15 protein-coding genes are annotated in these 22735 nt (G+C 51.8%); 9 read left to right on the top strand and 6 right to left on the bottom strand.

Annotated elements, in window-relative coordinates; genetic code table 11:
* Positions 1-5: 5 nt before the first annotated feature.
* The 3 genes from ACOQPM_RS03515 to ACOQPM_RS03505 all read right to left on the bottom strand — a co-directional run bounded on the left by ACOQPM_RS03515 (position 6) and on the right by ACOQPM_RS03505 (position 8127).
* On the bottom strand, positions 6-3494 hold the full coding sequence (locus tag ACOQPM_RS03515; RefSeq protein ID WP_420627843.1) for an ATP-binding protein: 3489 nt from the start codon (positions 3492-3494) through the stop codon (positions 6-8).
* A 14-nt stretch (positions 3495-3508) separates the two neighbouring features.
* A complete protein-coding gene (locus ACOQPM_RS03510) occupies positions 3509-7033 on the bottom strand; it encodes an ATP-binding protein (protein WP_420627842.1) in 3525 nt (1174 codons plus the stop codon).
* Between the two features lie 260 nt (positions 7034-7293).
* The gene (locus ACOQPM_RS03505) at positions 7294-8127 is read right to left on the bottom strand and encodes an IS982 family transposase (protein ID WP_420627395.1); all 834 of its coding nucleotides are present in this window, start codon (positions 8125-8127) and stop codon (positions 7294-7296) included.
* Between the two features lie 118 nt (positions 8128-8245).
* Between ACOQPM_RS03505 and smc the strand changes: the two genes are divergently transcribed.
* The 4 genes from smc (at position 8246) to ACOQPM_RS03485 (ending at position 15659) form a co-directional block, all read left to right on the top strand.
* Positions 8246-11797 carry a chromosome segregation protein SMC gene (gene smc / locus ACOQPM_RS03500; RefSeq protein ID WP_420627841.1) on the top strand — a complete coding sequence of 1184 codons (3552 nt, stop codon included), beginning with the start codon at positions 8246-8248 and terminating at the stop codon, positions 11795-11797.
* A 275-nt stretch (positions 11798-12072) separates the two neighbouring features.
* A complete protein-coding gene (locus tag ACOQPM_RS03495) occupies positions 12073-13242 on the top strand; it encodes a hypothetical protein (RefSeq protein ID WP_420627840.1) in 1170 nt (389 codons plus the stop codon).
* A 252-nt stretch (positions 13243-13494) separates the two neighbouring features.
* Positions 13495-14478, top strand: coding sequence for a helix-turn-helix transcriptional regulator (locus tag ACOQPM_RS03490; RefSeq protein WP_420627839.1), 984 nt, complete (start codon positions 13495-13497; stop codon positions 14476-14478).
* A gap of 131 nt (positions 14479-14609) precedes the next feature.
* Positions 14610-15659, top strand: coding sequence for a YncE family protein (locus ACOQPM_RS03485; RefSeq protein ID WP_420627838.1), 1050 nt, complete (start codon positions 14610-14612; stop codon positions 15657-15659).
* A gap of 191 nt (positions 15660-15850) precedes the next feature.
* Here the strand turns inward: ACOQPM_RS03485 and ACOQPM_RS03480 are convergent, their stop codons facing one another.
* On the bottom strand, positions 15851-16159 hold the full coding sequence (locus ACOQPM_RS03480) for a DUF2834 domain-containing protein (protein WP_420627837.1): 309 nt from the start codon (positions 16157-16159) through the stop codon (positions 15851-15853).
* Positions 16156-17079 (bottom strand): metallophosphoesterase family protein, encoded by a 924-nt coding sequence (locus ACOQPM_RS03475; protein ID WP_420627836.1) that lies wholly within the window; start codon positions 17077-17079, stop codon positions 16156-16158. The genes ACOQPM_RS03480 and ACOQPM_RS03475 overlap by 4 nt, the downstream gene beginning before the upstream one ends.
* Positions 17080-17308: 229 nt before the next feature.
* On the opposite strand from ACOQPM_RS03475, the gene ACOQPM_RS03470 reads away from it, so the two are divergent.
* The 4 genes from ACOQPM_RS03470 (at position 17309) to ACOQPM_RS03455 (ending at position 20941) form a co-directional block, all read left to right on the top strand.
* On the top strand, positions 17309-18499 hold the full coding sequence (locus ACOQPM_RS03470) for a M28 family peptidase (RefSeq protein ID WP_420627835.1): 1191 nt from the start codon (positions 17309-17311) through the stop codon (positions 18497-18499).
* A 68-nt stretch (positions 18500-18567) separates the two neighbouring features.
* Complete coding sequence (locus ACOQPM_RS03465) at positions 18568-19080, top strand: DinB family protein (RefSeq protein ID WP_420627834.1); 513 nt, start codon at positions 18568-18570, stop codon at positions 19078-19080.
* Positions 19081-19083: 3 nt separating this feature from the next.
* A complete protein-coding gene (locus tag ACOQPM_RS03460; protein WP_420627833.1) occupies positions 19084-20199 on the top strand; it encodes a DNA alkylation repair protein in 1116 nt (371 codons plus the stop codon).
* Between the two features lie 82 nt (positions 20200-20281).
* The gene (locus ACOQPM_RS03455) at positions 20282-20941 is read left to right on the top strand and encodes a dienelactone hydrolase family protein (RefSeq protein ID WP_420627832.1); all 660 of its coding nucleotides are present in this window, start codon (positions 20282-20284) and stop codon (positions 20939-20941) included.
* Here the strand turns inward: ACOQPM_RS03455 and ACOQPM_RS03450 are convergent.
* On the bottom strand, positions 20934-22196 hold the full coding sequence (locus ACOQPM_RS03450) for an alpha/beta fold hydrolase (RefSeq protein WP_420627831.1): 1263 nt from the start codon (positions 22194-22196) through the stop codon (positions 20934-20936). The two genes, ACOQPM_RS03455 and ACOQPM_RS03450, sit on opposite strands and share 8 nt — an antisense overlap.
* A 90-nt stretch (positions 22197-22286) precedes the next feature.
* Here ACOQPM_RS03450 and ACOQPM_RS03445 point away from each other — a divergent pair, with 90 nt between their 5' ends.
* Positions 22287-22643, top strand: coding sequence for a cupin domain-containing protein (locus tag ACOQPM_RS03445; protein ID WP_420627830.1), 357 nt, complete (start codon positions 22287-22289; stop codon positions 22641-22643).
* Positions 22644-22735: the final 92 nt, after the last annotated feature.

Raw genomic sequence — 22735 nt, 5'->3', positions numbered from 1 at the left:
GCTGATTAATTTGGAAGTTGAATGCCTTGTGCCTCAGCCAGTTCTTGGGCGCGCTGGCGCAAGCGTTCGCTCTGGCTGTTGTTGCCGCTGTGGGCTTCATGCGCTGACCAGGCCCACAGCGTCCGCACCTGGTCGCGTGTGGAGGCAACCCCACCCCCGTTAATTGTGGAGAAGAGGCGTAGACTTTCGGCAAAGCAGTCGGAGGCGGTGTAGGTATTGTTTTCGATTTGGTACGGCCGTAGCTCCCCACCCCCTTTTGCCAAAACCTGTGCTAGCCCATACCAGGCAAAACCTAACCCGGCGTCGCTTTCCTGCATGGCCGCCTTGCGGTGCGCCCGGTTCGCAAACCGAAGCGCATCTCCCTGTCTGCCCTTACCTAAATGCGCCAGCGCCTGGTAAACATAGACCCGCGAACTTTCGTACCAGCCGGCCATCTTGCCAAAATCTTCTAAAAAACGCACGACGCCGCGTACGGCACGCTCAGCCGCATCAAAACTCTCCAAATCAATCAGCGCAGCCGCCAAATTGATCCGCACCTTCATAATTTCTAGCTGGTTGCCCAAGCCATTGGCAATAGTCAACGCCTTGCGATAAAACGGAATTGCCTGGCTAGCTTGCCCCCGTAACCGAGACGTTTCCCCTAACAAATTCAAAATCTGCCCAATAGCCAACGGGTCTTCTAGCTCACGGTAAATCTTCATAGAAGCCAATAGCCAATGTACTGCTTTGTCGAACCGACCCAGCCGATTATTCACCTCGCCAAGTGCGCGGTTTGCCAACGCCAAAGCCGGTTGATTGTCTAGCCGCTCCAACAATGCAGATTGACCTTTCAATTGAGCCAAATATTGTTCAACAGGGCCATACCGTCCGATTTTTATATGCTCCTCACATGCTTGCTGCAAACAGCCGGTGAGCAGTTCTGGCTCATCGAGCTGCTGGCTGGTTTCTAATGCCTTTTGGGTTGCCACAATCGCCATTTCCACGTCCCCCTGGTGGAGCAACGCTTCACTTTTATGCAATAGTGCCTCCACCCAAGCGGGTTCTGCATTTACCAACCAGGCCACACGCTCTGCCTGAAGGGCACTTTCTAGCATAGAAACAAAATCTGACTGGTATTTTTGAATTTCTGCCAACCCATTCCAGGCACGCGCCTGGAGCAGTAAATCACCATCTTCTTCGGCCGTGAAGCGCATGGTCATGTACGTTTGGGCGGCTTCCACCAGCCGAGCTTGCTTCAGCAGCAGTTGTCCCAAATCATCCTGCAAGCGAAGCTGCCACAAAGCGTAATGGGACATTTCTGTAAGCAAAGACAGGGAACGGCAGTAAAAGTTGGTGGCTAAACTCAAATTATAAATGTCTTGCGCGCGCTGGGCTGCCATTTCATACAGTTCGGCCGCGAGTGATTTTTCTTCTGCCAGCTCATAATGCTCGGCAATGGTGCCAGCATACTCAGAAATACGTTCGCCGCTTTGCCCTGCCAGCCAGTCGGCCACCTGTTTGTGGTATTTGGGGCGCGCGCGCAGCAGTACAGATTCGTAAGTGACCTGATGCAAGATGGCATGTTTAAACAGGTAAGCCTGGGTGCCAGCAAACCCGGATGATTGCCGCTTGAAAATCATTTCGCGCTTTTCGAGGGCTTGCAGGGCCGTGCGCGTTTGTGCAGCATCGAGTGGGTCTTCAGCGGCGGCGTTCATTTGGGATACGGCCGTATCCCAAAACACACGCCCCACCACTGCCGCCCGCTGCAAAGTCACCCGCTCCATGTGCGTCAGGCGATCCAGACGGCCTTGCAAAACAGAAGTAATATTGAGCGGTACGCGCACCTCGGTAAGCTGGTTACGGCGCAGTTGCCACTGCTCCCGACCAGCAATAATCACGCCATCTTCAATAAGAACCTTGATGAGTTCTTCAACATAAAATGGATTGCCCTCGGCTCTTTCCAGCAATAAGTCAGACAGCGCCGCTGGAATTTCGGGCAGCTTTTGCAAGATTTCCAACACGAGTTGATGACTTTCCTCTGGAGAGAGCGAGTCGAGATGGATGTGGGTGCCCAGCAACGGCCGTTCCCGCCCCAAACTACCCTGACCATCAAACGGCCGTGACACCCCAATCATCAACAGCGGCACCTTTAGGCAACTATCGGCCAAATACCGTATTAGGTCCAGCGACGCCTCATCTGCCCAATGCAAATCTTCCAGAAAGAGCAAAACGGCCGAATTATGCGCTGCAATCACCTCAAAAAGCTGGGCTAAATATTCATAGGCCAGTTGGCGTAGCTGTGGCGTTTCCCCCGTTTGCCCCAAAGATTGCACCTTAATGGACAAATCTAGCCCGATGAGTTGACCAATAATGTTGGCACGAGTGCGAAGCTCTTCACTTTCTTGTCCCATGAACTGGCCCATCCCCTGTACCAGCTTCTCTTCTGCTACAGGTGGGGGATCATTGTCCTGAATCTCAAAATAAGTCGCTAGCATATCCCGGATGAGGCCATACGGTAGCTGGCTAATTTGCTGGTAAGTACGCCCCTTAAACACCGGTACATCATACGGCAACGCCCGCACCCAATTGCTAAACTCATGAACCAGACGCGACTTCCCCACACCAGCGTCTCCTGTAATGAGAAGCGCTTGCCCTACGCGCTTCTCAACGGCATTTTGTAACGTCTCTTTTAGCTGCGTCAGCTCTGCATCCCGCCCCACCATACGGGTCTCCACACCCTCAACCCCGCGCCCAGAAGCGTAAAACAGGCGGGGCTTTAGACCCAGCACCAAGTAAACCTGAATCGGTTCCGAACGGCCGCGAATCGTGACCAATCCCAGTGGCTCTACATTGAAACGATCATGAACCAGCATGTAGGTGTCGTGAGAGATGAGAATGCCGCCGGGCGGTGCCGATTTCTCCAGGCGACTGGCCACATTTACCGCATCGCCAATCACGGTAAACTCTTCGCCGCTGCCCACTTGCCCCAGCATCACTGGCCCTGTGTTAATGCCTATGCGAATTTGCAAATCCCGAAAATGGGCAATTTCCTCATCCGTAGCCGGCTTCTCGCCACTTGACTGCTCCAAAATGAAGTCGCTGAGAGCGGCACGCATTTGCAGTGCTGCCCGAATTGCTTGCTCAGCATCATCTTCACGGGCAATCGGCACGCCAAACAACCCCATCACCGCTTCCCCCATATGCTTATCAATAGTGCCATCCTGGAAAGTAATGGCTTGATCCAAGCGTCGCCAGAGGCCATTCATGATGTCCAACATGTTGGTATCTGGCAAGGCATCGGCCACATCGGCAATGCCGGTGATGGTGGCAAATAAAATGCTTACTTGTTTGCGTTGGGCAGTTTTACTGTCGAGGTGATTTTGAGAGGCCGCGTCTAGTTCAGTGAGCTTTTCTTGCAGGGCTAAAATAGTGGTCTCTACAACAGCATCGCCCAACAGGGCACGTTTCTCATCAAGAGAGTTAATTGCTTGTTGTAATTGTTCCTGCTCGGTCATCAGTACAGCTCAATTTAGTGTACAAATACGTCTGTTAATTGATATTGCTGGGCGATTTGCATCGCTTCTTCGGCTAGGGCGTGTGCCTGGCCATTGTCATCCCGCAGCCGCTCAAATTTGGCCCAATAGTTTAGGGTGAGCAACAGTTCATCGGCAGTGGCCGAGCCCATCTCGGTCAAGAGTTGATGGCTGCGGCGGAAACAGTCGGCGGCACTGACGGTGTGCTGTTGAACTGTGGTTTGGCGATTTTTGGTTGGTTCTTTGGCCAAAACCATGCCCAACACCCGCCAGGCTACGGCCGTTACCCGTCTTGCTTCCCGACCATTTTGCTGTTCTCGTGCCGATAGTGCCATTTCTACGGCCGTTTGCGCCTGGCCCAACGCCTCGTCCAACAAATGATCTTCCAAAAATAGTTGCGCCAAGCCAGCCACAGCCGTGCTCATGCTCAACGGCCGTTCTAACATGCGTGCGCGGCGCAATGTTTGTTCCCACCAGTTGTACGCTAGCTGCAAATGAGTCTCTTTTTCCGCCAAATCCATTGCCGACTGTGGATTGGCAACCGCTTGCAGCAAATGCAGCTGCCCCAAGCAGCAGGAAACTTGCATCCGAAGCAATTCATTATTGCTTTTGTCTGCCTGGATGAGCGCCTGCTGCAAATATCCCTCGCTGGTATCGTACTGCCCCTGGTGCATGGCAATCATTCCCAGATGGCGCAATGCCAACACGGTTCCGTACACATCCCCCAAATCGCGGGCATAATGCAGGCAAGTTTTATAATTGTTAACGGCCGTTTCCCAATCACGTTGGTCACGGGTAATGTGCCCTAGCTGTGCCAGCATCAACGCCTCCCAAATGCGGTCATCCTTCTCTCGGAAGCGTTGGCGAGCCGTTTCAGTCGTGTTCAACGCCCGCTCAAAATGGCCAGACTCGCGGGCAATATGCCCCAAAAGTGCCTGCATGTAGGCTCTGGGAAGCGTGGCGGCTTCTCCCTTAAGATTATTGTACAACGTTTTGCCAATCTGAACGGCCATATGCTGATCCCCAACCAAAACCAGCACCCATCCTATCGCCACTTGGGTAATCAACTGTAAATCTGTCAGCTTAGCCGCTGTCGCAACCCGGTCTGCGTGCTGGGCGGCATTGAGTGCTTGCGTCAGATCATCTTGCAAAAAATAGCACAAAAAGAGGCCAAGATGGGCCCGCACCACAGCTCGCTTATCCTGGATAGATTCAGCAGCGGTGGTCATCGCCAGGTAGGCGTCGGTGGCATCTTCAAATTGGGCCAGCCAGCGCAGCATCTCGCCTAATCCTTCGTTATAAGATACTCGTTCTACGGCCGTTTCTGCTGAAACCGGCAACAAATTAAGCGCCTGGCAATAATAAAGTACGGCCGTTTCCGGAGCATTGTCTATTCGCGCCTGTTTGGCAGCACGGCCGTACCAAACCGCTCCCTGACCAAATTTTTCTGCCTGCTCCAAATGATACGCTACCATGCCAGCTAGCTGCATTGCCTCGCTATTGTCATGGGTTACAAACCAGGCTGCCACTCGTGCATGAGCCGACTGTCGTTCCTGCTCGGTTAATGAATCATAAGCGGCCGTTCGCAGCTCATCATTGCCAAAAGCGTACTCCTGAGTGCCAGAAAATGCAGAATTTTTGCGTCGGTAAATCCAACCTAAATCAACCAGGTTTCCCAAAACGGCCGTTAAACCTTCCCAATTCAACGGCATCTCATCTTCAGCGCTGAGCTGAAGCAGCACCATATCCCAAAAGAATGGCCCCATCACGGCCGCACGTTGCACCACCATCCGCACCGGTTTAGACATATTCTCTAGCTGGTTACCAATCAGCCGGGGCAGTGACAGGATCGGCGGCAAATCAGCCAGCTTGGCCATGCGTACATACCAGCGGCTGCCAGATGCGTCAATAACATCCGCCTGAATCAACATTTTGACCAGTTCCGCCAAATGGTGTGGATTGCCACCAGCGCCATTCACAATCATATCCGTCAGACGCAACGGCATCTGGTCTACATGCTGAAGCAATTCTGAAAGCAGATGACGACTATCAATAAATGACAACGGCTGCAAATCAATGTGATGGTACGTTTGCTGGTTATGATTTTCTGCTATCCGCCAGGACGGCCGTTTCTCCAGCAGTTCTGGTCGTGCCAAACAAATAATCAGCAAAGGCAACTGGTGGCATTCAGCAATGAGATACTCCAACAAATCAAAAGACCATTCATCCGCCCAATGAATATCCTCCAAAAACAGCACAACGGCATCATTTTGTTGGCAAACGGCCGTAAAATAAGTCACCAAATCCTCAAACGCATATTCACGCAGCAGCCGCGGGTCTGTCACACTATCCGCCAACAGCGGGCTGTCTGAAAAATCAAACCCCAGCAGTTGGCCGATGTAATGCGCCTGAGTCAACGAGCGGGTTTCTTCACCATTGGGTTTTAGCTGCGCCAACAAGCCTCGCACCAGCTTTTCACGGGCCACGGCTGGGCTATTGCGGCGGTGAATTTCAAAATGATTCACAAACAGATCACGAATGAGGCTATACGGCCGTTGCTGTACGCTCCGCTCTGTGCCCCCCTTGTAAATTTCTACCTGGTCTGGCCACAATCGCAATAAACGCTCAAACTCAAACAGCAACCGCGTTTTGCCCAGGCCCGCCTTACCCACAACCGTCACCACCTGGGCCTCACCAGACTCAATCGCCCCTTGCAGCACATCCTGCAGCCGGCCAACCTCCTCAGAGCGGCCCACCATGCGGGTTTCTAAAAAGCTGGTGCCGCTCGCCCCACGCCGAAACGCCAGCGGCTTCTCTCGCACAATAACATACGCCTGACCACTCTCATGCTGGCCATTCAGCGTTAACCCCATTTGTGTTTCTGCATCAAAAAATGGATGAATAGATTCATACACCTGTGGCGAAACCAGCACCCCGCCAACAGGTGCCTGTTGCTCCAACTGGTGTGCCACCGTCACGGTATCTCCCAAAATGGTGTACTCGCCACTGCTGTCTAGCGAGCCGAGTAGCACAGAGCCATAATGAATGCCGATTCGCATTCGCAATGCCTGATTTTGCGGCAGCGAACTGGCCATTTGCCGCAGCGGACCATCATTGAACAGCGCCAGTTCCATCTGCATGTCCAGAGCCGCCTGCACTGCCCGCTCCCGATCATCTTCGCGGGGGATTGGCAAGCCAAAAAAGGCAATGACGGCATCCCCTACATGCTTGTCCACGCGCCCGCCCCAAGAATCAATAACGCTGTCCAGCTTTTGCCAGACGGCGTTGATCATGTCTCGCACCTCTTCGGCATCCATCAACTCAGACATGGTAGTAAAGCCAGACATATCGGCAATGAGAACGGCACCCTCGGCCTGCCGGGGAGTTGGCAGCGGCTCCACCAACGCCGCTAACTTAGAGCGCAATGTTGTGATGGCCACATTGGCCACATCTTCACTTAAAGCGGCACGTTGCGCTTCTAAGGTAACAATGGCTTGCTCAATTTCCTGACGAATCGACACAAAAAACCCAATTGATCCAGAACTTATTCAAACTTTTTCAGTGCAAGTTCTGTTGATGAATAAAATTTACAAAAGTGGCTTTTCCCACTTGCTATTATAGAAGATGTGTTGACCGAAAACGAAACTACATTGGCAAGCACATTGTAACATTGTTTGCAATTGTAAGCTGGGTAACGGCCGTTCACCTGTAACTTGCCTAGTTTACCAGATGTCACTATACTGCGCGCCGCCCTCGCGGTAAAAATTACGGTTAATTTAACTCAAGTTGCTACCTTAAAAATATGGCTGACACTCTCAGCCAGAACAAATAATGCGATTTTCAGCTCAAAGCCTGCGGCTGTGACTGCATGAATGCTCCTCGGCATCCTGCGTGCAATGGATGACCCTGTCGTCTCCACAATCTTGCGATGCAGTTTTATCCAATAAGTGCGCCACGGTGGATACGGCCGTTTGCTGTTTTTCTTGCGTACAGGACATAGTTTCACCTGTCTTGTCTCATTGATTAAGTCTTCCATGGTGTAATCATTGTAGATTTTGTCCGCATAGATTTCTGAACCCGTCGGTAGGTCAAACTGAAAGGAGCGCAGGTGAGTCACATCGCTTTCAGAACCCGGTGTTAGGAAGAACTCAACTGGTTGACCCTGACTGGTGACCATCAAATGTAGTTTGAGTCCATAGAAGTAGCGGCGTTTGCTCGCAATCTTGCCGCGATACTTCTCTTCTCGATAGAGACGACAGCGGCGAATGCGCCAATTGTCACACACCACAATAGGAAAGGTATCGATCACGTAAATCGAATCGCTACTGACCCCTTTCCAGTGGGCGCCCAACATCTCGATAAAGGTCACGATGTAATGGCTCACTCGATGCAGACGACGTGAATACCGACTTTTGCTCAACATGGTTGGTATGTAGCCGCCTTGATGCAAGAAGGCACGGGCAAGTTCATAATTGCCGCTAAAAAACAGAGCAGCCACGATTGCTGTGGTGATGACCTCGGAATCGTTCATGCGGCATTGACTGTTTTCATGATGACCTAAACCAAGCAAAAGGTCGTTAACCAGCGTGTAAATCGCTACAATTTGTTCGTCCATGATTGTCCTCGTAAAAATGGTTTGGTGGTTCAAACCCACTTTACTTGGCTTTCATGGACTTCACCATTTTTGACTGTTAAGGTAGCAACTTAGGTTAATTTATATAGATTCCTTATTTATGCGACTCAAAAAACTTGTCCTGCAAGGATACAAAACATTTGCCAGCAAAACAGAATTTGTCTTTGATGAAGGCATTACCACTATTGTTGGGCCAAACGGCAGCGGTAAAAGCAACATTGCCGACGCTGTGCGCTGGGTGCTGGGTGAGCAAAGTTACAGCACGCTGCGCGGCAAACGTACGGTAGATATGATTTTTGCCGGCAGCCAAAGCCGCCCCCGCGCAGGCATGGCCCAAGCCATCCTCACGCTAGACAACAGCGATGGCTGGCTACCCATTGATTATAGTGAAGTGGAAATCGGCCGTCGTGCCCACCGTTCTGGCGAAAATGAGTATATCCTCAACGGCCAAAAGGTGCGCCTGAAAGACATCACCGACCTGTTGGCCACCAGTGGCTTGGCCGAGCGCACTTACACAATTATTGGGCAAGGTCTGGTAGACCAGGCGCTTTCCTTGCGAGCAGAAGAGCGGCGAGCCTTGTTTGAAGAGGCGGCGGGCATCAACCGCTATAAATCCCGCCGTGCCGAAACGCTGCGTCGCCTGCAGGAAACGCAGCGCAATCTTCAGCGCGTCCACGACATTTTGGCTGAGATTCGCCCGCGGCTCAACTCGCTACGGCGCCAAGCCACCCGCGCCCAGAATTACGAGCAAATTTCGGCCGATTTGCAAAATTTACTACGGATTTCGTACGGGTTCCGCTGGGAGGAGGCCAAAAAAGAGATTCGACGCGTACGAGAAACGGCCGTTTCCTCCGAAAAAACATGGCAAGCCAGCCGCCACAAAATGCGTGTTCAGCAAGAAAACGCCGACGACCTGCGCCGCCAGATTCACCGCTTGCAGCAAAAAATCAGCGAGGCGCAAAATGCGCGGGACGATTTGCGCGACCAGCTAGAAGCTGCCCGGCGGCAGGTGGCCATCATGCAGGAACGGCGGGAATCGGTGCAGCGTCGTCTGGCAGAAGTGGAAGCCGAGTTGCCACCCATTAGCCAGCAGCGCGAAGCCGCGGCCAATGAGCTAGCCGCCGCGGCTGAGGAACTTGCCGCCGCTCAAACCAAGCTCAATCAGGCACAAGAACAGCTACAGCAATTCAACGCCAACTTCCAAACGCAGCAGGCGACAATTAACAAATGGCAATCCGAATTGCAAAGCGCTATTCAGACGCAGCGCCATACGCAAAACAAGCTGGCGCAGCGACAGGGGCAGCTTGAGCAACTACGTGAACAGCTTCAGGAACAAAGTGCTAATCAACCTAGCGGTGACGACGAGGAAAGCGTGAAATTACTGGCCGAAGTGGAAACGCTAACGGCCGTTCTCGCCACCGCCCAGCAAAAAGCCGACGAACAACGCCAGCGACGCCGCGATTTACAAGCCCAACGCCAGGAATTGATTCAGGAACTCAAAACATTGCGCCGCGATTTGCGTGAGCAGGAGCAGCATCTCAGCCGCCAGCAAAAAGAGTTGGCTCGCCTAGAAGCCCGAACTGAAATGTTGAACCAGATGCGCCGCCAGGAAACGGTCGTTCCCAACAACATCACCATTTTGGGCAACCTGGCCAGTATCCTCACCATCCCCGCGCAGCACCAGCAAGCCATCGAAGCTGCCCTGCAAACCCGGCTAGGCACGCTTCTGCTGCCAGACGAAGCTACCCTGTGGCAGCTTTTGGCCACGCGCAACCCAGACGCCGCCCTGGCTGTTGCCGTGGCAGACAGCTTGCAGCCCACCGCACCGCCAAAAATAAATGAGAGTGGGGCCATCGGCTGGGCCGATTCAGTGGTGCAGTACGATAAGCAGTTTGCGCCGCTGGTGCAGCTTTTGCTGGGCCGGGTGCTGCTGGTGGATGGGGCGAAAACGGCCGTTGCTATCGCCAAAAATCTACCCCCCGGCTGCGTTGCCGTTGCCCCCGATGGCACGATGGCTCATGCGGGCGGACTCGTCGAGCTAGTCGGCCAGTCGGCGCAGGATAGCCCGCTGGCTCGTGAAGAGGCGTGGCGCGAGGCGCAGCAAAAGCTGGCGGAGCAGAAAGATGAAGTGGCGGTTGTGGAAACGGCCGTTGCCGAACAGCAAACCATCATCCAAGCCAAGCAGGACGCGGTTGATATGTTAAACAGCGAAGAGCAACGGCGCATCCAACACATGAATGAAGCGAGCCAGCGCGTTAGCCAGGCACAGCGGGATTTGGACCGGCAGAAACAGCAGCAGGCGTTCATCGAGCGGCAGCAAAAAGCGCAGGCCGAAGCCACGGCGCGGCTGCAAACCCGCATAGAAACGCTAGCCACCCACGCCGAAAGCGACGAGGCCGAACTGGTACGGCTGGAATCGGCCGTGAGCCACGCCCAAACCCAGCTAGAGAGCCTGCCCGTGGCCGAGGCGCAGCAGCAGCGGGAGAGCCTGCGGCAAAATATTGGGGCAGAACAGACGATTGTAGACGGCCGTCGTGCCGTGGTAGACAGCCGCCGGGCTACGCTCAACCAGTTTGAGCAGCAGCTTACCCGCCTACAGCAGCAGCAGGCGTCGCTGCAACAGCAGCAGGCGGAAATCGCCCAAAACAAGCATGAGCAAAACCGCATCCAGCTACAAGATAAGATGAGTGAATTGGATGCCCAGCTTGCCCCCATGAAAAGCCGTCTGACTGAATTGCAGAATGAGCTGGGGGATGTGGAGGAGGGAACGGCCGTTTCCCAAAAAGAAGCCCACGATCATGAAACCATCTACACCCAGGCCAAAATTGCCTACAGCCAGCAAAAAAGCGAAATCGAAGGGCTGCAAGAACGCATCAAAGCCGACTTAGGCATCGTTGCCCTGCATTACGACGACGACCAAACCGGCCCTACCCCGCTGCCCATCAGCGGCGTGCAGGCGCTGCCCAAAATCGCCGAACTGCCGGATGACATCGAAGAAACAATCCAAACCTATCGCGGACAGATGCAGCGCATGGGGGCCATCAACCCCGACGCGCCGGAAGAGTACCAGGAAACGCAAGATCGCTTCGACTTCATGACGCAGCAAATTGAAGATTTAACCCAAACGGAAGACAAATTGCGGAGCGTTATCGAGGAGCTAGACGACCTGACCAGTCGCGCCTTTGCCGAAACGGTGGACAAAGTAAATAACGTCTTTGGCGAAACGTTTACCCAGCTTTTCGGTGGTGGCGCAGGCCGCCTTGTTCTCACCGACCCCGACGACCTGACCGTGAGCGGCGTAGACATTGTAGCCAGACTGCCTAACCGACGTGAGCAGGGGTTAGGCTTACTTTCCGGCGGTGAGCGGTCGCTAACGGCCGCTGCCCTTATCTTCTCCCTGCTCAAAGTTTCACCCACCCCATTTTGCATCATGGATGAGGTGGATGCGGCCCTGGATGAAGCCAACATCAACCGCTTCCGTGACCAGTTGCGCGAGCTGGCGCTGGGCACACAGTTCATTGTCATCACCCACAACCGAGGCACGGTGCAGGCGGCCCAAACCATCTACGGCATCAGCATGGGCTCCGACAGCGCCAGCCAAGCCATCTCCATCAAGCCGGAAGAGTACATTAAGCAAGCAGAACTTCTTTGATGTGGTGAAGGGATGATGGCGTTCTGCAAACGCTGGTGAGGAGGTGAACGGCCGTCGCCTTATTTGTCAATTCTGCCAGAAAAACTTTGTATCATTCTCAACAGATTAAATTGAAAAACGATCTCAAATTTTTTATACTGATATTGTCTCGATTATGTCGAAATTGGGGATATTATACGGCAAGACGTTCTGTATCCTCGGACTTTCATCTTGTGTCCATAAGTGTTTTGTCCAATTTTGATTGGATGGAAAAAGAAGTTCCAGAAGCCTGAATTATGCCTTTGATCCAACTTGAATTTTTAACTGACGATGACGAAATCATCAATATCTGCAAAGATTACTGGGAGATGGATGAAAATCTCAAATTTAAGCAATCAGTAGCTAGCATTGCGAAAACGTTTGGGCTGAAATCTAATCAGACATCAAAGTTTGTCGCTCAGCATTGCAATGCCAAATCGGCAAAAATAGTGTGCGCCAATTGCAATGAGCCACATATATTCTCGAATCGGAGCGAATTTCAATATCAACAGAGATATTCTAATAGTGCCACATGGATATGCTCAAATTGCGAAAGAGCCGAAAGACAACGGAAAATTGAAGACCAAAAAGCTCTTGAGGAACAGAAGCGCTTTCTGATTCGTGAGAAATTTTCTATTGAAAAACAAAATCGGACGCTTGATATTCATTCAATGTCACTTGAAAATGCGGTCTACCTTCTATCGTTAGTCAGACTAGGAGCATCGGAAGACTTAGATTCTGTTAGGCCATTTTCATCTATCTCGCAACAACTTTCGCCTACTCAAGAATATAACAACGAAATCATTAAACAATTGTTTCGGGAGAATCTTATTTTCGTTCATCCTCATTCACACCCAGACGCTTTTATTTTTGATGGTATTAGCATCCCTCAATTTTATATAGGTCATGTGATGTGGGCACTGCCAACAGATCCAACATCAGAGAGTCCAAAAGAATTGATAATAAATCTGGAGTCCATATTTAGCACAATGGACTGGCCGGAACACTGGCATGAGGAATGGAATCCCCTTTGGAAAAAAATTGCTCTTGAGGAATGCCTTGAATATCTAAATGTTTGTTTGGATGATCACGGATTTTCATTTTCGCCAGGAGAGAAGACGATTTTAGTTTTCAAAAATGTGTTGGTCAATTTTTCTGTGTCACAAACCTATAGCATGATTTGGAGAGCAGCAAAAGATGCAGCTGCATTTTACGTGCGAAAAAATGTAACCAAAAATCACGCAGCAAACACAGTAGTTGGTTCAATTCAAAGATACTCTGAAAGAGCTAAGGCAGAAGGTTGGGAAGTAACAAAGTATGGCAGAGATCGTCGTTGTCCACAATCATTGATAAGCCAAGTGTTTTTTAATACGGTTCTGCAAATAGGAGATAGTGGATTCAACGAACCACCTGCAAGTCAAAATTAATTTCGCGTTCGACACCAATGCCCTCATCACCCTCTATTGGAGTCGCCAGTGCAAGCAATCCGGGAGCGGTAACGCCATCATCATTTGTCACTAAAATGTGCATCTTTTTTCCTCTTACTCAAATTTTTAAGCGTATCAACAGGGGGTTAAGTTGGAATCAACAGGGGTTAAGAAGGGGATAGAAGTTTGTTAAGGGCTGTTTAATGATTTCTAATGCTTGACAGCCTCTAAAAGATGCAAGAAACTTTCCTCATGCGCGCAGATCGCCTGATTTCTTTACTGATGTTGTTGCAAACAAACGGCCGTATGACCGCCGACGCTCTAGCCAAAAGGCTGGAAGTCTCGCCTCGCACCATTTACCGGGATTTGGATGCGTTGAGCAGTGCCGGTGTACCTGTCTATGCTGAGCGTGGCCCCAATGGGGGCTGTATGCTGATGGAAAGCTACCGCACCAACCTGACTGGGCTGAATGAAAAAGAGGTGCAGGCACTGTTCATGTTCACAGTACCGGGGCTGTTGGCCGATTTGGGGGCAGATAAAGCATCAGAAGCGGCCATGCTCAAGCTAATGGCCTCGCTACCAGCTCCCTTTCAGCAAGATGCCGCTTTTGTACAAGAGCGGCTCCATCTTGACCCTGCTGCCTGGTTCCAGCCGGATGAGAATGCGCCTTTTTTGCCGCTGGTGCAAACGGCCGTTTGGCAAAATAGGCGACTGCGGCTGAACTATCGGCGGGGGGATGGCCAATGGGTGAAGCGGCTGATCGATCCGTATGGGCTGGTGGCTAAAGCCAGCATTTGGTATGTGGTCGGTGGTTTGCACAGTGGCAAAGTGCAGGTTTACCGCGTTTCGCGCATTATGGATGCAACGCTAACAGGCACCAGCTTCCAAAGGCCAGAATCGTTTGATTTGGTCACTTTTTGGCAAAGATGGCGTGATCAATTTGAGGCAGAGCAAAATCGTCTCGAAGTGCGGTTGCGCGTGCCGCCCACCAGCGGGCCGCTGCTCGCCCTCGTTTTTGGGGAGGGCATTGTTCAGGCCCTGCAAACAGCCCCCACAGACACCAGCGGCCACGCCACACTCTCGCTCACCTTCGACTCACTGGAGGGTGCCTGTCGGCAACTGTTGGGGTTGGGAACGGCCGTTGAGGTTGTGACCCCACAAACGCTACGCGAGCAGATGCTGGCCCGTGCCAAGCAAGTTGCCGAGCAATACAAAATTGCCGAACAGCCCTCGTAAGAATCCATCAATAGTTCCACAAGAGTTCTGTAATAATCTTTTCATACAGTTTTTTAGTCCAATCAGCTAGTGAACGGCACTTAACCTGCGGAAGAAACGGCCGTTCACTTCACCCTACAAGGAGAAACTGTATGAAAATCAAAAAGCGTCTAGTTGTGTTGTTATTGCTCCTCCTCTCGCTGCTTGCAGCCTCTTTGGCCGCAGCAGAAAATCAGGCTAACAACCAAAATCGAGGAAAAATTGTGGTTGCCAATCGCGCCTCCGGCACTATTTCAGTCATCAGCACTGAGACCGATGAACTGCTTGGCACCTATGCCTTGCCCGCTGGCGAAAACAGCCCTGAACCAATGTACGTTGTTTATACGCGTGCTGGTAACCGTGTTTTTGTAGGTGATCGCGCCAATAATCGGGTGGTTGTGTTCAGTGCGCGGGATTTTAGCGTGGAAACCACTATTCCAGCAGGTGCAGGCGTCTTCCACATGTGGGCCAACGGCCGTGGCACCCAGCTTTGGGTCAATAACGACATTGACAACACCGTTACCGTCATTAATCCTCGCACCCTGGCGGTGGAGGCAACTATCCCCTTGCCGGCCGATTTGGTAGCGATGGGCGGCAAGCCACATGATGTAATACTAGACCTGGAAGGTAACAATGCTTATGTAACCATGCTCGGTTTTGTCGGCGACAACGACTACTTGGTCCATTATGATGCAAACAGCTTCACTGAACTGAACCGGGCGCCAGTTGGCAAAGACCCCCATCTATCTCTAACTTTCCACAACGATTTTCTCTACGTACCCGCCCAAAACAGCAATGTCGTATCTGTTTTTAATCGGCACACGCTGGAATTAGTTGATGAGGTTGCCGCACCTGGGGCGCATGGTGCCGGGATGCCCTTGAATGGTCAGGTGTTCTACACCACAAATTTACCGGGTGGCGGCACAGATGGCATCATTGCCATTGATCTGCGTACCAACACCGTCTTGGGAACGGCCGATACACCCTACGGTGTACCGCACAATATTGCCCTCACCCCCGCTGGCGACAAGCTGTATGTTACTCACTCTGGCGGCACGTCAGACAAGGTTACTGTCTACGACGTTGGCAATGACCATTTACCAACATATGCTGGTGAGGTTACTGTTGAATTTAATCCATTTGGGTTAAGCTACGTGCCTTAAGCAAACCACAGAAGCTATTTTGAACAACAAAGAGCGATTTCTCTGTGGTTTGCTCAAGTAAAAGCGGGGGAAATAGCTCCCCTTATTTTCAAATACTTTCCCGCTTTTACATAAAAGCTCTTCTTTCTTCTGATAGACGGCCGTTTCCCCACATTTGCAGCCTGGGAAACGGCCGTTTTACTTTATCCACCTTATTCCTCGCGCAAAAACAGGTACAGTGGCAGTGCCAAAGATAGCCCAACCGTAAAACTAGCTGGGAAGATGAGCCACCATCGGGGCATACCCTTTTTCTGTGCATCTACCGTTGCCCATACCAAAAATACCACAATCGAAATCAGCACATCGGCAGAAAACCCGCCAGCCGCCCCATTCACAAACAAGTTTTGCAAAAATAGCGGGATGTTTAAGCCTTCTTGTGCAAAAAACTGCCCAAACAGCAGCCAGGGCACAACCGTTCCCACGATTGCCATTACCAGATAAAACAAGCGTAATCCTTTCATTGCAACCCTCCACGGCCGTTTTCTGGCGCACTATTTATCACTGTTGCCAAAGACCAGCCAGGAGCGCCAAGATACGGCCGTAAATCTTCATCTTGCAGCACGGCACGCACGCTTTCCACCATACTAATCTCGCCAGCCAATACCGCCTCCTGATGACGGCTGGCCCAGCGGTACACCAACCCGCCAGCCCGACGAAGCTCCACCAGCATGAGCTGAGCCAGCGGCCCTGCCTCGGCCAAAAAACCAGATGTCTCGTAATCTTGCTCTACGCGGTCAAAGTCATAAGGCAGCCGCACAATGTTGGCGGCCCAGCCTGTGCCAGCCTGCCAGGTGAAACGGCCGTAACTCAGCTCCCGGTTGCCATCAAACGACGCGCCAACCGAGCCAATATTCACAACCGTCGTCGCATCAACGTGGCGGATGAGTGGCCGGTGGGTGTGGCCAGTTACAAACAGCTTGGGTGCAGGCGCAATCTGCTCCCGCAGCTCTCGGTCACTTGTTTGCGGGTAAATACCATCCCTGTTGTCTCGCATGGAGCCATGCACCACGCGCAGCTCACTACCATCTGGCGCAAACACGGAATATTGCTCCGGTAAATTCGCAATTATTGGCACATACTCAGCTACCTGCTCATAAGCCCAGTGGGCAAACTGGCGCACCTGATATTGGGCATCCAGTTTTGATCCGTTGGCAGCTGCACATTCCAGCACATAATCTTCGTGATTGCCTTTTACAATTTGCCAATTGTCGCTGGCTTGTTTGGCCAGTACCCACTCCAGGCTTGCCCGCGAGAGCGGGCCACGATTAACAATATCGCCATCTACAATCACCTGGTCTGGCTGCCATTTCTCAATATCGGCCGTCACTATTTCCAGTGCGGGCATGTTGCCATGAATATCTGAGATAACTGCTATTTTCACATCAATGTCCTGTTTTTTGATAAGAGCACAAGTCTAACGTGAACGGCCGTTTTGCTCAAACACCTGACAAAAGATGTCATAATTGGCCTATATATTTCAGATACTGTGAATGAAAACATCTAGCCACAGATTTTTCTCTGTGAAACTCCGTGTCTTCTCTGAGCAACTCTGTGTTCCGCTTTTATTTACAAAGGAAACCGAGCCAACTTCATAAAGGAGAGTACCAAACATGCTCAACCACCGAATCATGACACATTTGCAGAAATTGGCAGGGGAGATTGGCCCGCGCTATGGCGGCTCGCCCGGCAATCACCGGGCGGCCGCTTACATCGCCCAGGTTTTCGCTGACGCAGGACTTCAAGTGGAACCACAGCGGTTTGCCTGCCCCAACTGGGCAGAAAACAGTACCAAACTCACCCTGAACAACCAGCCGCTGCCTGCGGTGGCCAACGCTTTTTCACCACCATGCGACGTAACGGCAAGAGCCGTTCCCATCAGCACACGCCAAGAAGCGTTCAACGCCAACCTAACCGGTAAAATTGCAATTCTTCATGGTCAGCTTACCCAATCACCACTCCCCCCAAAAACCTGGTTTTTACTCTCAGATGAGCAGCGACAGCTTATTGAACTTTTGGAAACCAAGCAGCCAGCCGCCCTCATCACGGTTCAAAGCCGCTTTGGCGATTTGGAGCGCCTCATCGAAGACGCAGACTTTTTGCTGCCTTCTGCAACTGTAAATGCGGCCACAGGCTTGAAGCTGCTAAATGCGCCAAATTTGCCAATCCGGCTACAAATTGAGACGACGACTGCTCCTGGCTACTCTGAGAATATGGTTGGAACCTTACCGGGGCAAACATCAAACAAAATTGTGCTATGTGCCCATTACGATACCAAAGTAGACACGCCGGGTGCTTTTGACAATGGGTCGGGGACGGCCGTCCTCATGGCATTGGCCCGGCAGTTTAGCCAGCACCCACCCAAATGTACGCTTGAATTTGTTGCCTTCAGCAACGAAGAATATTTGCCGAATGGTGATGATGAATACGTACGGTGCGGCGAAAACAGCTTTCACCAAATCATCGCGGTGCTCAATATTGACGGCGTCGGGCAAACCCTGGGAACAAACAGCATCGCCCAATTCGCTAGCTCTGAATCATTTGCAGAAATGATGCAGACTATCATTCAAGATTTTCCTGGATTTACGGCCGTTGACCCCTGGCCTGCCAGCAACCATTACACTTTTTTCTCCAGGGGCATTCCTGCGCTCGCCTTCAGTTCCGTTGGTCACATTCACAACATTCACCTGCGCTCAGACACCATAGACAAGCTAAATCCAACTCGGCTGGCTGAAGCAGCAGCATTTGCCACCACAGTTGTCAATCAACTTCAAGACAAATCACCAAATTGGACCAGAACCTGATAGGCTAAAGGCAATTTTCCGTGTAAAATCAGAACATTCGTTCAGTTATAACAAGACGGAGGTAGAATATGGATTTTGTGGCATGTCAGGAGCAGCTTCGGCAAAATGGGGACCTCATTCGGCAGATCGTGGCCGATATTACCGAGGCACAGGCGAAACTAAAACCCTCCCCCGATGATTGGTCGGTGCTGGAAGTGGTGAATCATTTGTATGATGAGGAGCGCGAAGATTTTCGGCAGCGGTTTGATTATTTGCTGCATCACCCTGGTGAAGAGTGGCCGCCCATTGATCCGGCGGGTTGGGTCACGGCCAGGAAGTACAATGAGCAGGAATTGGCAAGTTCATTGCAAAACTTTTTGGACGAACGGCAAAAGTCACTGGCTTGGCTGGCCACGCTGGAAAACCCGGACTTGGAGAAATACGAGACGCATCCAGTGGCAGGCAAGTTCCACGCGGGCGACATGCTAGCCGCCTGGGTGGCCCACGACGTGCTGCACCTGCGTCAATTGATGGAGCTGAAATATTTTTTAGTTGGGGATTCGGTACGGCCGTATTCCCCACGTTACGCCGGAGAATGGTAAGTAATGAGTGAAAACAAACTTTTCAAAGATTATTTTGATGAAGATTTGGCAAAACGACTGGCTGGAATGATTACGGCCGTTCACCCACAATTCCCAGCCGACGATTTTGTAAACCAAATTACCCCGCAGCTAGACGGACTGGAGATGAAAGCCCGCACCACCGTCTTTGTGCAGGCGCTCCACGATCATTTGCCTAACGGCTTTGCCAACGCCTGGGGCGTGTTAGAAGCCGCACTTGGCGCAGAACTGGCGGACGAAGGCGGCATGTTCAATGACGGCTGGCATTATTGGCCGATAGCCCACTTCATCGAGGTGTACGGTTTGGAAGATTTTGACGTGGGCGTGCGGGCTATATACGAGATTACTAAGCGGCACACGGCCGAATTTGCGATACGGCCGTTTCTCATTCACCACCAAGAAAAAATGCTCGCAATCCTCAACGAGTGGGTTACAGACGAAAATCCGCACGTCCGCCGCCTGGTAAGCGAGGGGACGCGCTCTCGGCTGCCCTGGGCAGGTCGGCTGACCCAATTTATTGAAGACCCCAGCCCAACTTTAGCACTGCTGGAAAAGCTCAAAGACGATCCGTCTGAATACGTGCGTCGCTCAGTAAGTAATCACCTGAATGACATTGCCAAAGACCATCCGCAGTTGGTGATTGAGACGTGCGGCCGTTGGTGGCAAGACGGTTCGGCAGAACGCCGCTGGATTGTGCAGCGCGCCTTGCGTACGCTTGTTAAGGCTGGTGATCCCGACGCATTGGCGGTGTTGGGCTATGGCCCACCCCAGGTGGCTCTGCACAATTTTGCCGTCGCGCCAGACCCGCTGAAGCTGGGTGAAAAGCTCAATCTCAACTTCACACTGCAAAATGAGGCCAAAAGCGAGCAAAAGTTGATGATTGATTTTGTGATTCATTTTGTAAAGGCCAATGGGCAGACGCGTGGCAAGGTGTTTAAGTTGAAAACGGCCGTTCTCGCCCCCACTGAAACCATCACCATCGAAAAAAGCCATCCCATCCGCCCCATCACCACGCGCAAATATTATCCGGGTACGCACCGTGTCGAAATTCAGGTCAACGGCCAAATTATTGGTGAACGCAGCTTTGAGCTGATCTTATAAACTAGGCGGAAGTTCAACTTCTTCGGAGAAGTTGAACTTCTTTCTCCTCTGTGATCCGCTTTTTCGGCCAAAAGGAGAGCCCGTGAAAATAAAAACAAAAGATTCAGAAGCAAATGCTCATCTTGCATTGCCAAAAAGCGGCCAGGGGCATGGTGTGCTGGTGTTGCACCCGTGGTGGGGGTTGAATGAGGACATCAAAGCGGTGTGTGACCAATTGGCAGCGGCTGGATTTGCGGCGCTGGCTCCAGATTTGTACGACGGCCGTATCGCCACCACCATTCCCGAAGCGGAAAAATACAGCGAAGCAATGGATGAAGAGAGCGCCAAAAGCATCGTACAAGCTGCTGCTGAGGCGTTACAAGTGCATGAAGCGTGCCAAACTGGGCCGATTGGCGTCATCGGCTTTTCATTAGGAGCCATGTTTGCCATCTGGCTGGCACACGCCCAGCCCGCACAGGTGAGCGCCGTTGTGTTATTTTACGGGCTAGGCTGGGCTAACCAAACCAACACGCAGGCGAGCTATCTAGGCCATTTTGCTGAAAATGATCCGTATGATGAGGACGATTACCGGGATGAATTTGAGCGAACATTAAGGGCAAACGGCCGTCCCACCACCTTCCACATCTACCCAAACACAGGCCACTGGTTTTTTGAACCCTCTCGCACAGACGCGTATGATGCCGCCGCTGCCGAGCTCGCCTGGGAACGGACGTTATCATTTCTCAAAGAGACGCTTACCTAACCTGTAACATTGCCTTTTGCATAAAGTCGAGGGTAACGGCCGTAATCTCATCTAGCTCGTCCTCCAGCAAAATCACATGGCCAGACTGCTCCCACCAATGCTGCTCCACCCGTTCAGACAACACGCCCTCCAAAATAATCTCCCCCACGTCTTCCGCGACGGTTTTGTCGTTACGCCCCTGCATCACCAGCACCGGCTGGTTAATTTTCGGCAATTGGCGGCGCACTTCCTGCCCCAGCCGCACCAGCTCCATCACTGCTTTTAGGGGATTCACCCGGTACCCTTGCCAATAAGGATTGCTGCCCACATTTTCTTTTGGCACAGAATGCACTAGCGGTGCAGAAACATACAGCCGCACCATGTTGTGCGTGGGAATGGCTAATTTGATGGCCGGGGCATAGCACAGTACGCCCGTAATCTCCTTGTGCTGCGCCGCCAAATGCAGCGCCAACGCCCCACCTGTGGATTCACCACCTACAAAAACGTGATCGCACAGGGTTGCCAAATGCTGGTACGCTTTTTCCACTGCCCAGGCCCAATCGTGCCAAGTGGTTTCGTTCAGATCGTCGGGGTGGGTGCCGTGCCCAGGCAGCAGCGGGGCAGAAATGGTGTAGCCTTCTGCATGGAGCTTTTCAGCCAGCAAGCGCACTTCGGCCGTGGTGGCCGTCAGGCCATGCAGCAGCAGCACCCCTACGTCGTTGCCTTGCCAAAAGAAGGTATCGCCTTCCAGGTGTGGGTTGTGAATGGGCCCATCCTGCCCTAGATGAATTTCCACCACGTTTAGATTTTCTTCCGGCGTCGGAGGTTCGAAAAGAGGCAAAAAACGATCCAGCTCTGCTACCGGCAGCGCGTGGGCACTGGGCGGCAAATCGCTGTTACGCGCCTCAATGCGCTGGCGGATGACCACTGACGGTATGTTAAGATAGTAGAGAGTGTAATCGGCACCAAGCTCGGTAATGCGCTCAATCCACTTTTGGCGACGCGCTGGGTTCCACAAGCTCCAATCCAAAATGACATCAACGTCTTGTTTGAGAATGGTAACGGCCGTTTGCCAAAACATCCCCTTCAATTTCGCAATCATCTCACCATATTCATCATCAAAAATGGTGTGATTCGTCAAATTGATCATCCATTCATCCAGCGTGAAGCGCACTGCATTGTGCGTTTGCTCTAACTCTTTGGCCAGCGTGGTCTTGCCAGATGTTGGCAAGCCACAAAACAGATGAACAGTCGCGTCTAACTTTTCCTGCGCCATTTTGCCAATCCTTGTTACACTCAAATGAGGAATGTAGGTATAAACCAGGTAAATTTAATTGTCAACAACTGAAGGTAAAAGGAAACAGACATGGAAAGGGTAAATCTAGCTCAAAAATTGACCCTATTCAATGACCATTGGAAACCGCGCATTGTCGGTGAACTCAACGATTCACACGTGAAGCTGGTAAAAGTACAGGGGGAGTTTGTCTGGCACCATCATGAGGATGAGGATGAGCTGTTTTTGGTGCTAAACGGCCGCTTGCAGATGCAGTTCCGCGATAAGAACGTGTGGCTGGAGGAAGGTGAATTCATCATCGTACCGCGTGGCGTAGAGCATCGCCCTGTTGCCCCGGAAGAAGTTCATCTGCTGCTGCTGGAACCTAAATCCACGCTAAATACGGGCAACGTGATGGATGAGAAAACGGCCGTTGCCGAATGGATCTGATTATTTTGCCACAGAGTTCACAGAGGTTTTAGAGGCTAGATTCAAGTTCTCTGAATTCTCTTTCTTCTCTGTGGCTTTTTCTTGACAAAAGG

Source organism: Candidatus Leptofilum sp. (genome assembly GCF_965223525.1).
In the GTDB taxonomy this organism is placed as follows: Bacteria; Chloroflexota; Anaerolineae; order Promineifilales; family Promineifilaceae; genus Leptofilum.
This window is presented reverse-complemented; position numbering and strand designations above follow the sequence as displayed.

Excerpts from the sequence above, each read along its gene's own strand:
- ACOQPM_RS03515 (WP_420627843.1), bottom strand. The coding sequence starts at position 3,494 with ATGACCGAGCAGGAACAATTACAACAAGCAATTAACTCTCTTGATGAG.
- ACOQPM_RS03505 (WP_420627395.1), bottom strand. The coding sequence starts at position 8,127 with ATGGACGAACAAATTGTAGCGATTTACACGCTGGTTAACGACCTTTTG.
- smc (WP_420627841.1), top strand. The coding sequence starts at position 8,246 with ATGCGACTCAAAAAACTTGTCCTGCAAGGATACAAAACATTTGCCAGC.
- ACOQPM_RS03495 (WP_420627840.1), top strand. The coding sequence starts at position 12,073 with ATGCCTTTGATCCAACTTGAATTTTTAACTGACGATGACGAAATCATC.
- ACOQPM_RS03490 (WP_420627839.1), top strand. The coding sequence starts at position 13,495 with ATGCGCGCAGATCGCCTGATTTCTTTACTGATGTTGTTGCAAACAAAC.
- ACOQPM_RS03485 (WP_420627838.1), top strand. The coding sequence starts at position 14,610 with ATGAAAATCAAAAAGCGTCTAGTTGTGTTGTTATTGCTCCTCCTCTCG.
- ACOQPM_RS03480 (WP_420627837.1), bottom strand. The coding sequence starts at position 16,159 with ATGAAAGGATTACGCTTGTTTTATCTGGTAATGGCAATCGTGGGAACG.
- ACOQPM_RS03470 (WP_420627835.1), top strand. The coding sequence starts at position 17,309 with ATGCTCAACCACCGAATCATGACACATTTGCAGAAATTGGCAGGGGAG.
- ACOQPM_RS03465 (WP_420627834.1), top strand. The coding sequence starts at position 18,568 with ATGGATTTTGTGGCATGTCAGGAGCAGCTTCGGCAAAATGGGGACCTC.
- ACOQPM_RS03460 (WP_420627833.1), top strand. The coding sequence starts at position 19,084 with ATGAGTGAAAACAAACTTTTCAAAGATTATTTTGATGAAGATTTGGCA.
- ACOQPM_RS03450 (WP_420627831.1), bottom strand. The coding sequence starts at position 22,196 with ATGGCGCAGGAAAAGTTAGACGCGACTGTTCATCTGTTTTGTGGCTTG.
- ACOQPM_RS03445 (WP_420627830.1), top strand. The coding sequence starts at position 22,287 with ATGGAAAGGGTAAATCTAGCTCAAAAATTGACCCTATTCAATGACCAT.